The organism is Candidatus Didemnitutus sp. (assembly GCA_019634575.1).
In the GTDB taxonomy this organism is placed as follows: domain Bacteria; phylum Verrucomicrobiota; class Verrucomicrobiia; order Opitutales; family Opitutaceae; genus Didemnitutus.
Map to the genome: position 1 here is coordinate 2,304,387 of JAHCAY010000001.1, position 12,944 is coordinate 2,317,330.

The window sequence follows — 12,944 nt, forward strand, 5'->3', positions numbered from 1 at the left end:
GAGAAAACGGCCCGCGCCACCGCGGCGCAAGCCGCATCCCGCTCAATGCCCCGCACCGGCCGTGTGCTCCTGGATGTATTCGTTTTTCAGGCCCAGCGACTCCGGCGCGTGCAGCACGAGCATCTTCATGCGGATGTCGCCCGGCACCTTGGCGGCCGTGAGTTTCGACACCACAATCATCAGCCCGATCGCCAGCGGCACCGTCCAGATCGCCGGCTGTTCGCAGAGGATGCGGAGCAGCGGATGCTCTTTCCAAAATGCATTCATCGGCGCGAAGCCCGCGAAGATTTTTCCCATCGGACCCTTGTCCAGCGCGAGGCTGCTGACGTTGACGACCGCCGCAGCCACGAGCGCGCACAAGCCGCCCGTCAACATGCCCGTCGCCGCACCCGTCATCGTCATGCCGCGCCACCACACGCTCATGAACAACAGCGGAAAATAGCTCGCCGCCGCGATCGCGAACGCCTGGCCGACCATGAAGTTGATCTCGAGCGGCTCCACGAAACACCCGAGCCCGATCGCCACCGCACCGATCGCCACCGCCGCGATCTTGAACATCCGCAACCGCTCCTCCGCCGTCGCCTGCGGCTTCAGCATGCGCCCGTAGACATCGTGCGCCAGCGCGCCGGTCATCGAGACGAGCAACCCGCTGAACGTGCTCATGAACGCCGCGAACGCGCCCGCGCACGTGATGCCGCTCAGCACGCTGCCCCACACGCCGCCGACCGCGCGCGGCAACTCGAGCACGATCTTGTCCGTGCCCTTCGCACCCGCGCCGGCGTAGAGCTCCGGCAGCAAGTTGCGCCCGATCACGCCGAACACCGGCGGAAACACGTAGAAAATGCCGATCAGAATCATCACCCACATCGTCGTGCGCTTCGCCGCCACGCCGTCGGGATTGGTGTAGAACCGCACCAGGATGTGCGGCAGCCCCGCCGTGCCGCACACGAGCGCGATGATGAGCGAGTAAGTGTAGAGCAACGAATACGGCCGCGCCTGCTCGGCGTTCAGCCCCGCCGCCTTCGCCGCCTTCGTCGTCAGCGGCCCGAACGGCGACACCCACGCCGTGTCGGCGGGAGCTTTTTCGACGAGCGGCTTGCGTTCGACCGTCTGCACGATCGGCGCGGCATCCTTCGCTGCCGCGAGCGCGCGCCCGTCATTCGCTCCGACGTGCGCACCATAGAAGCCGTAAACCGACATCAGCACGAACACCGGCACGCTGATCGCGAACATCTTCATCCAATACTGGAACGCCTGCACCAGCGTGATGCCCTTCATGCCGCCGAGCGCGACGTTCAGCGTGATCACCGCGCCCACCGCCACGACGCCGACCCAGTAAGGCAGACCGGGGAAAATGTAGGCCAGCGTCGTGCCCGCGCCCTTCATCTGCGGCATCGTGTAGAAAAATCCGATGAACAGCACGAAGCACACCGCGATTTTCCGGAACAGCGGCGAGTCGAACCGGCCTTCCGCGAAATCCGGAATCGTATAGGCGCCGAAGCGCCGCAACGGGCCCGCGATGAACAGCAGCAAAAACAAATAGCCGCAGGCGTAACACACCGGATACCACAGCGCGTCGTAGCCGCTCGACATCACCATGCCCGCGATGCCCATGAACGACGCCGCCGAGAGATACTCGCCGGAAATCGCCGAGGCGTTCCACCCGACCGACACCGACCGTCCCGCCACGAAGAAATCGCTCGCGGTCTTCGATGTCCTTGCCGAGCGGAAGCCCATCCAAATCGTCACCGCCACCGTGCTGAGCGAGAACACGAGGATCCAAGGATCGGCGCCACCGAGCACGTCGCCGAACGAGCCGCCACCGGCGGCGAGGAAAAGAGGCAGCGCACTCATTGTTCGGCCCTCCCCTTTTTCACCTGCTCCACTTCATCCTGCTCGAGCCAGATCGAGCGCCGGATGAAGAACCAGGAAATGCCCCACACCGCCGGGAAGAACAGCACGCCCAGCAGCAGCCAGCTCAGCGTGAAACCCGCAATGCGCGTCGCCATCAGCTGCGGCGCGAAATAGTTGGCGAGCGGGAGACCGAACAACACGACCAGAAAGGCCGCGGCACAGACAATGGACAACTTTAGTTGGCGGCGCATCAGCGTATGGAGAAACGCTTCGCTATGCACCGCATCGTGGTGGGGTATCGGGGCAGGCATCGGGCCGGGAGCGTGCGGGCCGCCTCGCGCGACACAACAACGTTGTTCGTCTTACTGTCGGATGCGGCAGAACCGCACCGGGCCGGCGTAGCACAGGTTTCCAGCCGGCAAAGAACTTCGAGGCCGGCGGGAAGCCCGCGCCACTTCCTGCTCAGGCCCGCAATGGAATCGCGCACGATCTTTCCGTCCACGCACGTGGCATTTGCTTTGGCCACGCCCGCGCGCACCTTCCTCGTCGTGGATTACGCGATCTGGACGCTCACCGTGCTGCTGCTGCTCGCCGGCCTCGTCGGCTCCGTCGTGCCGATGCTGCCGGGCACCACGCTCATCTTCGGCGGCGTGCTGCTGCACAAATTCCTCCTGCCCGCGAGCGTCAGCACCGCCGCCGTCGTGTGGATCGGCGTGTTCTGGCTGCTCTCCATCGCAGCGGACTTCGCCTGCACGCTCCTCGGCGCGCGACTCTTCGGCGGCTCGAAATGGGGCATGACCGGCGCCGGCGGTGGCGCGATGGTCGGCATGTTCTTCTCCCTGCCGGCGCTGCTGCTCGCCACGATCCTCGGCGCGGTCGCCGCGGAAAAGCTGCTCGGCAAACGCACCGACCGCGACGCCCTCAAGTCCGGCCTCGGCGCCGCGCTCGGATTCATCGTCAGCACGTTCGTGCGGGCGGCGTTTGCGCTCGCGATGGTGGCGCTCTTCGCCTTCTCGGCGATCACGATCGCGCGCAGCGCGGTCGGCTGAACTGCCGGACTTCAGAAATCGATCGTCCGCAGCGGGCCCGGCTTCACTACGAAACGATCATCGTAGGGCGTCACGCGCTTCTGTTCCGACCGCGTGATCTCGACATGCGCGTTGAGCGGCACGAAGAACACCGACGCCGAACCGGTCGCGACGACCTTCGTCACCGCCGGTCCCGCCTCGGGCAACACGCGCTCGAAATCGAGCCGGCCCTCGGCGGCCTTCAATCCCACCACGAGCGCCACGCGCAGTTTCTCCCGCAGGCGCACTTCGACGCTCTTCAACTGATGATCGGCGCGCGTCACGCGGACGAAGGCCTGGAATTTCTCCGGCGGAAACTTCGAGTCCTCCAGCTTGTGCAACGGCACTTCGTAGACGATCACCGTCGCGTCGGCCGCGCCCGCCAGCTCCGTCGCGCGCGCCAGATCGAGCAGTTCGCCGAGCGTCTTCCGACCACGCTGGGCCTCTTTCGCGCGCGCCTTGCGGAATTTCGTCTGCTCCGCCTCCGTCGCAGCGCGGCCGTCCTTTTCGAGCATCGTCCACTGGACATCATAGTGCTGCGACGGGTCGAAACGCGCACGACGGCGGGATTTCACCGCGCCCTTCTTGTCGAACTCGATGTAGTCCTCGGTGAAGGCCCAGCGGTTCGCATCCTTCGCGAACCCGCGCACCGCCTCGGCCAGCGGACCGGGCGTGCCGGCGAATGGATCGTCCGCCGGGGGCGTTGCCATCGGCTCGTCCGCCCGCGCCGCGAACGCGAGCCAGATCGCACCAAGGAAAAACAGGATCGAAGAGCGCATCGGGTTGAGACCGTGCCCAAACGGATTGTTTCGGCAAACGCGTCCTGGCGAACGGTCATCCACCGCAGTGCGCGGGCGGCTCCCCGGGCGAACACTTCGGCACCCGGGGAGCGCACGCCGGCGAGAACACGCCAAGTCGTATCCGCGCCCGGCGGAGCGCGGCGGACAAAGAAAAAGCCGGGCGGTGTGCCCGGCTTCGTGAGGGAGGAAACGCGTGTGGGTCGCTCAGCCCATGCGGCACATGAGCAGTTCGCGCTCGAAGATCAGTTCCTTCGGCAGCGTGGCGTGCAGATCGAAGAAGAGCTCGCCCTGGCCGAGCACTTCGGCCTTCCACGCTTCCTTGTCGAACTTCTGCAGCTCGTCGAACTTCGCCTCCGGGAAGTCCATGCCGTCCCACTCGATGTCGCGGTAGCGCGGCACCCAGCCGATCGGCGTCTCCTTGGCTTTGCCGCCCGCGCGCACGCGGTCGACGATCCACTTGAGGACGCGCATGTTTTCCGAGAAGCCGGGCCACATGAATTTGCCCTCGGCGTCCTTGCGGAACCAGTTCACGTGGAACACGCGCGGGGTCTCGCTGAGGCCCTTCTGCATGTTGATCCAGTGGCGGAAGTAGTCGCCCATGTTGTAGCCGCAGAACGGCAGCATCGCCATCGGGTCGCGGCGGACCTTGCCGATCGTGCCGGCAGCGGCGGCGGTCATCTCGGAGCCCATCGTTGCGCCGATGTAGACGCCGCTAGACCAGTTGAACGCCTGGAACACGAGCGGCATCGTCGTCGCGCGACGGCCGCCGAAGATGATGGCGTGGATCGGCACGCCCTCGGGATCTTCCCAAGCCGGGTCGATCGTCGGGCACTGCTTGGCCGGCGCGGTGAAGCGCGCGTTGGCGTGCGCGGCGGTGACGCCCTTCTCCTTCGCGAGCGCGGGCGTCCAGTCGTTGCCCTTCCAGTCGATGGCGTGCGCGGGCGCTTCCTTGGTCATGCCTTCCCACCACACGCCGCCGTCGTCGGTGAGGGCGACGTTGGTGAAGATGGTGTTCTTCGCGAGCGCCTTCATGGCGTTCGGGTTGGTGTGGTTGCCCGTGCCGGGCGCGACGCCGAAGAAGCCGGCTTCCGGATTGATCGCGCGCAGGCGGCCCTGCGCGTCGGGTTTGATCCACGCAATGTCGTCGCCGACGGTCCACACCTTCCAGCCTTGCTGCTGGAAGTGCGGCGGCGGGATCAGCATCGCGAAGTTCGTCTTGCCGCAGGCCGACGGGAACGCGGCCGCGACGTAGGTCTTCTCGCCCTTCGGGTTCTCGACGCCGAGGATGAGCATGTGTTCGGCCATCCAGCCTTCGTCACGCGCCATCGCCGAGGCGATGCGGAGCGCGAAACACTTTTTGCCGAGCAGCGCGTTGCCGCCGTAACCGGAACCGAAGGACCAGATCTCGCGCGTCTCGGGGAAGTGGACGATATACTTCTCCTTGTTGCACGGCCACACGACGTCCTTCTGGCCGGGCGCGAGCGGGGCGCCGACGGAGTGCACGCAGGGGACGACGCGCTTGAAATCCTTGTCGATGAGCTTGAACACCTCCGCGCCGATGCGCGCCATGATGCGCATGTTCACGACGACGTAGGGCGAGTCGGTGAGCTCGACGCCGATCTGCGACATCGGCGAGCCGATCGGGCCCATGCTGTAAGGCAGCACATACATCGTGCGCCCCTTCATGCAGCCGTCGAAGAGTCCCTTGAGCGTCTTGCGCATCTCGAACGGGTTGACCCAATTGTTGGTCGGGCCAGCCGCGTCCTTCGAGAGCGAGCAGATGAACGTGCGGTCTTCCACGCGCGCGACGTCGCTGGCGTCGGAACGCGCGAGGTAGCAGCCGGGCCATTTCTGCTGGTTGAGTTTGATGAACGTGCCGCTGGCGACCATCTGGGCGCACAACGCGTCGTATTCTTCCTGCGAGCCATCGACCCAGTGGATTGCGTCCGGCTTGCACAGCGCGGCGATCTTTTCGACCCACGTGATCAGGTGCGGATTTGAGCTCAGCGGCTTCGGGGAGTTCTTCATAGCGCCGGCGACACTACGGGGCAACCCTCCCCCAGCAACGGGAAAGCCTGTGCAATCGCGCCATTAAACCCGCGCTTCTTCCCGCATAAGCTGTCCCGTTCCCGAGCGAATTTCCGCGTGGAATTCAGGTCCCTTTCAGGTGCAAAGCTACGCCCAGCGCGGGCGTATGTTTCGCCCGCGACCGTTCACGCCCTGCGTCTGCACGCTGTGCGTTGCACGCACCCAGCATGCGCCACGCAGGAGTCCGCCGCCGCGCATGAGTTGATGCGGAGTGCGCGCGCGTTGTGGGCGGCGTGTCATGGCGTGTCATCGCCGCGCCCAGGCGCCGCTCGCGCGTCTCCTTTTGAGGACTCGCCTCGCGGTCGTCGTCACGCACACTCGCGCGCCATGAAACTCACCCCGCTGTTTCTCGTCGCGGCGCTCGCTTTCGCACCGCTCGTCCGCGCCCAGGAAAAATCTGCACCCGCCCCGGCTCCGCAGCTGCCGCCGAACATGACGGTCTATTACTTCTGCCTGCTCACCCGCGGCCCGAACGCGGGCAAAGGCACGAAAGAGGAACTCGCCGCCGGCCAGGCCGCGCACATGGCCAACATCCAACGCCTCGCCGACAGCGGCAAACTCCTCGTCGCCGGCCCGATGATGGACCGCGGCGACTGGCGCGGCATTTTCATCTTCAAATGCGCCTCGCTCGACGAAGCAAAGGAGCTCGTCGCGTCCGATCCGCTCGTGCAGGACCAGCGCCTCATCGCCGACGTCCGTCCGTGGCTCACAATGAAGGGAAACATCCGCGATCCGGAATTCCCCGCCGCGCCCGCCGCCCAGACCCCCTGAGCGCCGCCACGCGCCGCGCGAGCCGCGGCCCGGTCGAAATGTAACCTATTAGGTTACATTCTCCGCGGGCTCACTTCATCGGCTCGACGTGCACGGTCACGTCGCTGATCGCGTGCGGCGCGGAGGCGACGAGCGCGTCTTTCACCGCGTGCGCAATATCGTGACCCTCGCGCACGGGAATCTCGCCGTCGACGCGCACCTGGATGTCCACGAGGTGGCTGAGGCCGCTCTTGCGCACGCGCACCTTGTGCAACGCGAGCACGCCGGGCACTGCCGCGGCGATCTCGCGCACCTCGCCCTCGAACTGCGCCGACACCGCCGTGTCCATGATGTCGCCGAGCGCCTTGCCGCTCATGTTGAAACCGTTGAACGCGATCACGACGCACGCAAACAGCGCCGCCCAATCGTCCGCCGTCTCCCAGCCCTTGCCGCCCCACAGCGCGATCGCGATGCCGACGAACGCCGCGCCCGAAGTCAGTGCGTCGGAGTAGTGGTGCATCGCCTCGACGCCGAGCGCCGTGCTGCCCACCTCCTCGCCCACCGCGCCCATGCGGCGCGAAAACCAGACCTTCGTCACCACCACGCCGGCGAGCACCACGAGCGTCCACCATTCCGGCGCCTGGTGCGGCGTGCGGATCTCGTGCACCGCCTGCAAGCCGACGAAGATGGCCATCGCGAACACGAACAACGCCACCACCAGCGCCGCCAGTGCCTCGGCCTTGCCGTGGCCGTAGGGATGATTCGCATCCGGCGGCCGTGCCGCCACGCGAAAACCCGCCCACACCAGCACCGAGGTCAGGATGTCCAGCATCGACTCCGCCGCATCGGCGATGAGCGCGTAGGTGTGTCCGAAGACACCGCCGGCTAATTTCACCGCCGCGAGCGCGGCGTTCAGCGCGATGCCGCGCAACACCAGTCGCGCGCCATCCTCGGCGCGGCGCGCGGTGCGGGCATGTTGATCGGACGGCGACATCGCACCCACGCTACGCGCGCATCCGCGCGGCACTCAAGCCTCGCGGCGCGCCTAATCCTGCCAGCCGCGCCCGCGAATCTTTCACGCGCCTAATTTTTCCGCCAGCAGCGCCGCACCTGCATCCTCGCCGCCGCGCGTCGGCTTTAAGCCAGTTGACCCCTTTCTCCCGTGCGCTACGGTCCGCCTCGCCATGGAAGAAATGGAAACCACGGTCGCCCTCGACCCGGTCATTCAATTTTCGGTCTTCATCGAAAACCGCGTCGGCCGCCTCCACGAGCTCACGGCCATGCTCGCGAAGCACAACGTCCACATCATGGCGATGACGACGCTCGACACCACCGACTGCGCCATCGACCGCATGGTGGTCGACGATCCCGAGCGAGCGCGCGAGCTGCTCGCGGTGAACAATTTTTATTTCACCGAGTGCCAGGTGCTCGCGGTCGAATTCGTCGACGAATCGAAGCTGCAGGAAATCTTCCGCTCGTTCCACGACGCGGAGATGAACATCCACTACGTCTACTCGTTCGTCTCGCGCCCGCGCGCCAAGTGCGGCCTCATCCTCAACGTCGAGGACCTCGAGCTCGCCGCGCAGACGCTCAACCGCCGCGGCTTCAAGATTCTCACCCAGCGCGACATCGCGCGCTGAGCCGGACCGGCCGGCGCGGCATGTCGCGTCGACCGCGCGGTCGCTCGCGTTTCCTTGTTCTTGCAACGGGCGCGTCGGCGCGGACCGTGCGGCGCCGCGAACGGTTCCGTCATGTCGCGGGACGCGGGAGCTTCGGCGGCTGCCACGCGCGCACTTCCACACTCGCGCCGAAATGCACCGCCGGATGCGCCGCCGCCACCCGCGCGGCGTCCTCGAGATCGGTCGCGCGCAAAAAAAGCAGCGCCGTGATCGGCCACTCCGACTCGCTCACGCCGGAAGCTCCCGGCAGCGGCCGCGCGACCTCCGGCTCGAGGATGCGCGGCTCGAGCTGACGCCCGGCAGCGTTCTCGCGCGCGGCCCACGCGGAGACTTCGCGTTGGCGTTGCGCGAGGTCGGCCTCGCTGAACTCGCGCGGCGACTGGCGAAAGATGATGACGAAGGTTTTCATGGGAGCGATGGCGTCAGCGCCCGACAGCGGCACGAAGGTCCCGATCAGGAGCAGTCCCAACAAGGCGAGGCGCGAGGGCGCGGACATGCCCCACTCTAGCGTCGGCGCGACTCCGGCGCTTGAAGAAATTCGGCGCCGCTCCGCGCGCTCAGTTCTCCGCGAAAAATCGCGAGGGCGGCGCGCCCGTGATGCGCTGGCATTCCCGCGTGAAGTGCGCCTGATCGGCGTAGCCGGCCGCGTGCGCGACCGTGGTGAGCTCGCCTGCCGCCGCACCCGCGCAGGCTGCCGCCGCACGGAAACGCACGAGGCGCGCAAAAGTTTTCGGCGTCGCGCCCACACCGCGGCGGAAGCGGCGCTCCAGTGCGCTCTGGCTCAGGCCGATGTGCCGCACCAATTCCGCCACGCGTGCCTCACCCGGCCGCGCGGCAAGCCAAGCGGTCGCCGCCGCCAGCAGCGGATCGATCGGCGCAGTCAGCACGGCGCGGAAGATATCATCCAACCGATCGAACCGGCGGGCGTCGTTCGGTTCTGCGCGGAGCCGCTCCACTTCCGCCTGCCAATCGCGATGGGCGCCATCCCACTCGTCGAGCGGGACCGTGCGCCCGGCGATTTCCTCCAGCGGCGTGCGACCCCACGCCGCAGCACCGGCCGGGGTGAAGGCCACGATCGCGACTGCGTTGCCCGCCAGGTGCGTGTGCCGGCGCAGCGTCGGCGTGATCCCGGTCACGCTCGCCGCCGCGACCGGCTCGCGGCCGCCGAGCCGGCATTCCCCGCGCAACACGAACGCGCTGAGCACACCGGTTTCCGGCAAATGCGCATCCGCACAAGCGGCCTCGTGCCGGACGATCAGGTAGCGACGGATGTGCCCGCGCAGTTCCACGCACGGCAGTCGGGAGGTCGTCTGCACGGCGCGGATCGGGAGAGGCGGCTCAGCTCTTCGCCTCGAGCAGGCGCTCGCCGTCGAGTTGGTAGATCGCGGAGAGATAGCCTTCCTCGAACACCTCGCCGACCTTCAGTTTTCCCACGAGCGTGATCGGCGTGTCCATGAGCGGCGGGATGCCACCACTGGCCATCTTCACCGTCACCCACTCGTTGATGCGCGGCATCACGCCGAAGCAGCACGAGCTCTGGTCCTTCATCAGGAGAAACTCCGTCACTTTGCCGTCCTTGAATTTCGTCGGCAGCATGAAGCCCGTGATCGCGACCTTCTTCGCGTCGAGCTTGCGCACGAAGTCCGGGATCTGGTCCTTCGGCTTCGCGTCGGCCGCGGCCTTGCCGTCGGGCGTGCTCGCGGTCTCGTAGCCGGGCGGCACGTAGTTGAACGCGCCGAGCAGGGAAAACTCCACGCGCTCGAACTCCTTTTTTTCGCCGTCCGCGGATTTCGCGGCGGCCTCCGCGCCGCGCAAGGTGAGCGCGCCGCAAGCCAAGGTGAGCAACAGAAGTTTCGTGGCAGCCTTCATCGCCGCGCAAAGTAGGCCGTTTCCACGGCACGTCAAAAGGTTTGGGGGCGTCTCAGCGCACTCCAAAATCCGTCAGCGCTACCGGCGGCATGAGCGGCCCTTGCACCAAAACATCCACGCCTCGTCCCAGCGGCCGAGCCCCCACTCGCCGCCGCGTCGGGCCACGACGCCGTATTGCTCCTGAGCGACATCCGCGCGCTCAGTCCTCGTCGTGATCCTTGTTCACGGGGAAAGTGACCGCGACGTCCTTGAACGCCGCGCCGCGGATCTCGAGCGCCGCAATCTTGCCCGCAAACTCGCCCTCGCGTTTCAGCCACTCGGCCGAAGCGGTGAACTGCGACGTGTCACCGACCGTTTCGCCGGAAAGCTCGTTGGCGACGGCGGCGAGGGAGAGCTTCTCCGCGCGGCCCTTCACCTCGATCGCCACCTCGATCGATTTCGCCGGCAGGCGCACGAAGTTCTCCGCGTGCGCATCGAGGATGTAGAGCGTGAGCGTGCCGGCTGCGGCATCGCGCACGAACTCGAGCGCGAACTGATGCTCGCCCACTTCCACCAGCGTGCCGCCATGCGGCGCGACGTGCTGATGATGCGCCTCCTTGGCGAAGGCCACCGTCGCGAGAAGGGTCAGGAACACGATGAGTCTTTGCATGGCGGAAAAAGAAAAGCGGTGCCTCAGGAGACCGGCGCAATGGTCTCCGCCACGGGGACACGGTAGGCCTTCCACGCCGGCAGCAGGCCGCCGAGCATCGCGAGCGCGACGAGTGTCGCGGGTCCCCACCAGAAAACCGGATTCCAGCGGAACGGCTCGAGCACGACGCCCGTCTGCGTCTGGATCACCGACGCCACGCCGTAAGCCAACCCGGCGAACGCCGCGAAGCCGAGCGCTGCGCCGAGCAACCCGATCGCGGCCGCCTCGCCGACCACCGCGCCGAACACCGTGCGGCGCCGCGCGCCGAGCGCGCGGAGGATCGCGATGTCGCGCTGCCGCGCGCTCATGGAGTTGTAGATGCTCACGAGCACCGAGCCCGCCGCGACGACGGCGACGAGCCACGCCACGAGCGTGAGCACCTGATCGACCCAGCTGATCTTGTTGAAGAGGTCGGCGACGATGCTGCCGATCGGATAAGCGAAGGTCATCTTGTTGCCCTGTTTGTTGATCATCATGTCGAGCATGACACCGGCCGAGGGCGCGCGGAGCTGGATGAGCACGGCGCTGACGTCGCTCGCCGTGCGCGGATCGTGGCCGGCCATCGTCTGCACGCCGGCGAGCGGAATCCACAGCACGCGATCGACCGGCGTGCCGGTCGGCGCGAGCAGGCCGGTGATGGTGTAGACCTCCTCGTGCTTCGCCGCCGCATCGAAGGACAGGCCGTGGTAAGGCTGGAAGGTGTCGCCGACCTTCACGCCGAGTTTGCGCGCGGCGAGCGCGCCGACGACGGCTTCGCGTTTGCCGTTCTCGAAGAGGCGGCCGCCGGGGAGCACGGCGTATTTCTTGCCCGGCGCGAACTCGATGTCGAAAAACTGCGGCGTCGTGCCGACGATGCGCCAGCCGTAGTAGTTGTCGCCGACGGCGAGCGGGATGGCGGTCTTGATCGCCGGGTGACGGCGCACGGCCTCGACGTCGGCGGCCGAGAGGTTGCCCGGCGACGCCTCGAGGTGGAAGATGGCGTTGAGCACGAGCTGGAGCTTCGAGCCGCGCGCGCCGAGCACGGCATCGAAGCCGGAATTCGTGTTGGCGAACGTGGCCTGCGACTGCGTCTTCACCACCCACACGGTCAGCAGCAGCCCCGCGGCGAGCGCGATGCTGCCGGCGGTCACGAGCGTCGAGAGCGCGTGCTGGCGGAGCGAGCGGTAGATGAGGTTCCAGATCACGAGGTTTTCGATTTCCGATTTTCGATTCTCGATTGGCGCTGGCTGAGGTGGTCGCCGACGTCCCCGGCGGCGACGCGAAGGGGTTTCAGTGGGCGCGAATCCTTGGCGTCGTCAGGGACGACGACGCCCACCTTTGGCCACGGTGTGTTTCTTGTGCCCATCAGGTTTGGGGCGCCGCCCGGTTCAGGGCGCGGAAATCCTGCACGTCGTCGAATTGCGCGAGCACGGTCTCGTCGTGGCTGACGAGGAGGAGCGCAGCGCCGTTCTCGCGGCAGACTTCGCGAATGATCGCCAGCGCCTCGCGGCTGTTGCGCGCGTCGAGGTTGCCGGTCGGCTCATCGGCGAGGACGAGCTTCGGGTGGTTCGCCAGCGCGCGGGCGACCGCCACGCGCTGCTGTTGGCCGGTGGAAAGTTGACGGGGAAAATGATGCAGCCGCTCGCCGAGCCCCACGCGCCGCAGCAGCGCCTCAGCGCGCGCGCGATCGACGCCGCGCCCGAACGCCATGCCGAGCTCCACGTTCTCGAGCACGGTGTGGCCCTGGAGCAGGTTGAACGTCTGGAAAATGTAGCCGATCGTCTCGGCGCGCAGCCGGTCGCGGCCCGCCTCGCCGAGCTCCGCGAGGTCGCGATCGTCGAGCGTGAGATGACCGGAATCGGGCGCGAGGATGCCGGCGATGAGATTGAGAAACGTGGTCTTGCCCGTGCCACTTTCGCCGCGCAGCGCGCGCTGTTCGCCCGCCTCGAGCGCGAACGCCGCCACATCGACGACGGTGGATCTGGCGCTCGCGCCATTTTCGCCGCGCGCGCCGCCGCGCGGGTAGCTTTTCACGAGATCGCGGATGGCGAGGAGCGGCATGTTGCGGATTAACCCTTGGAAAAACGAAAATTAAACCGGCTAACAGGTCAATGGTTCCTCCGCGTTGACGGAGTTTGCTCTGGCTTGCGTCATATCGCTTTGGCAACGT

Annotated in this window: 14 protein-coding genes; 3 read left to right on the top strand and 11 right to left on the bottom strand. The window is 66.8% G+C overall.

Going from position 1 to position 12,944, the window contains the following annotated elements; translation table 11 throughout:
• Nucleotides 1-42: 42 nt before the first annotated feature.
• Nucleotides 43-1,854, bottom strand: a complete 1,812-nt coding sequence (locus KF715_09815; GenBank protein ID MBX3736974.1) for a cation acetate symporter — start codon at nt 1,852-1,854, stop codon at nt 43-45.
• The gene (locus KF715_09820; GenBank protein ID MBX3736975.1) at nt 1,851-2,165 is read right to left on the bottom strand and encodes a DUF485 domain-containing protein; all 315 of its coding nucleotides are present in this window, start codon (nt 2,163-2,165) and stop codon (nt 1,851-1,853) included. The genes KF715_09815 and KF715_09820 overlap by 4 nt, the downstream gene beginning before the upstream one ends.
• A gap of 162 nt (nt 2,166-2,327) precedes the next feature.
• Between KF715_09820 and KF715_09825 the strand changes: the two genes are divergently transcribed.
• On the top strand, nt 2,328-2,903 hold the full coding sequence (locus KF715_09825; protein ID MBX3736976.1) for a DUF456 domain-containing protein: 576 nt from the start codon (nt 2,328-2,330) through the stop codon (nt 2,901-2,903).
• A gap of 11 nt (nt 2,904-2,914) precedes the next feature.
• On the opposite strand, the gene KF715_09830 is transcribed toward KF715_09825, so the two are convergent.
• Nucleotides 2,915-3,700: a hypothetical protein gene (locus tag KF715_09830; protein ID MBX3736977.1), complete on the bottom strand. Its 786-nt coding sequence runs from the start codon at nt 3,698-3,700 to the stop codon at nt 2,915-2,917.
• A 225-nt stretch (nt 3,701-3,925) separates the two neighbouring features.
• A complete protein-coding gene (locus KF715_09835; protein ID MBX3736978.1) occupies nt 3,926-5,749 on the bottom strand; it encodes a phosphoenolpyruvate carboxykinase (GTP) in 1,824 nt (607 codons plus the stop codon).
• A 387-nt stretch (nt 5,750-6,136) separates the two neighbouring features.
• Between KF715_09835 and KF715_09840 the strand changes: the two genes are divergently transcribed.
• Nucleotides 6,137-6,580 (top strand): hypothetical protein, encoded by a 444-nt coding sequence (locus KF715_09840; protein MBX3736979.1) that lies wholly within the window; start codon nt 6,137-6,139, stop codon nt 6,578-6,580.
• 70 nt (nt 6,581-6,650) lie between these two features.
• On the opposite strand, the gene KF715_09845 is transcribed toward KF715_09840, so the two are convergent.
• Nucleotides 6,651-7,490: a cation transporter gene (locus KF715_09845; GenBank protein MBX3736980.1), complete on the bottom strand. Its 840-nt coding sequence runs from the start codon at nt 7,488-7,490 to the stop codon at nt 6,651-6,653.
• Between the two features lie 253 nt (nt 7,491-7,743).
• Here KF715_09845 and KF715_09850 point away from each other — a divergent pair, with 253 nt between their 5' ends.
• The gene (locus tag KF715_09850; GenBank protein MBX3736981.1) at nt 7,744-8,199 is read left to right on the top strand and encodes an acetolactate synthase; all 456 of its coding nucleotides are present in this window, start codon (nt 7,744-7,746) and stop codon (nt 8,197-8,199) included.
• Between the two features lie 109 nt (nt 8,200-8,308).
• Here KF715_09850 and KF715_09855 read toward each other — a convergent pair whose 3' ends face one another.
• The 6 genes from KF715_09855 to KF715_09880 all read right to left on the bottom strand — a co-directional run bounded on the left by KF715_09855 (nt 8,309) and on the right by KF715_09880 (nt 12,835).
• Nucleotides 8,309-8,734, bottom strand: a complete 426-nt coding sequence (locus KF715_09855) for a hypothetical protein (protein MBX3736982.1) — start codon at nt 8,732-8,734, stop codon at nt 8,309-8,311.
• A gap of 61 nt (nt 8,735-8,795) precedes the next feature.
• Complete coding sequence (locus tag KF715_09860; GenBank protein MBX3736983.1) at nt 8,796-9,554, bottom strand: helix-turn-helix domain-containing protein; 759 nt, start codon at nt 9,552-9,554, stop codon at nt 8,796-8,798.
• 22 nt (nt 9,555-9,576) lie between these two features.
• Nucleotides 9,577-10,107 carry a DUF3299 domain-containing protein gene (locus KF715_09865; GenBank protein ID MBX3736984.1) on the bottom strand — a complete coding sequence of 177 codons (531 nt, stop codon included), beginning with the start codon at nt 10,105-10,107 and terminating at the stop codon, nt 9,577-9,579.
• Between the two features lie 199 nt (nt 10,108-10,306).
• On the bottom strand, nt 10,307-10,756 hold the full coding sequence (locus tag KF715_09870) for a hypothetical protein (protein ID MBX3736985.1): 450 nt from the start codon (nt 10,754-10,756) through the stop codon (nt 10,307-10,309).
• A 23-nt stretch (nt 10,757-10,779) separates the two neighbouring features.
• Nucleotides 10,780-11,991, bottom strand: coding sequence for an ABC transporter permease (locus tag KF715_09875; GenBank protein ID MBX3736986.1), 1,212 nt, complete (start codon nt 11,989-11,991; stop codon nt 10,780-10,782).
• Nucleotides 11,992-12,139: 148 nt separating this feature from the next.
• A complete protein-coding gene (locus KF715_09880) occupies nt 12,140-12,835 on the bottom strand; it encodes an ABC transporter ATP-binding protein (GenBank protein ID MBX3736987.1) in 696 nt (231 codons plus the stop codon).
• Nucleotides 12,836-12,944: the final 109 nt, after the last annotated feature.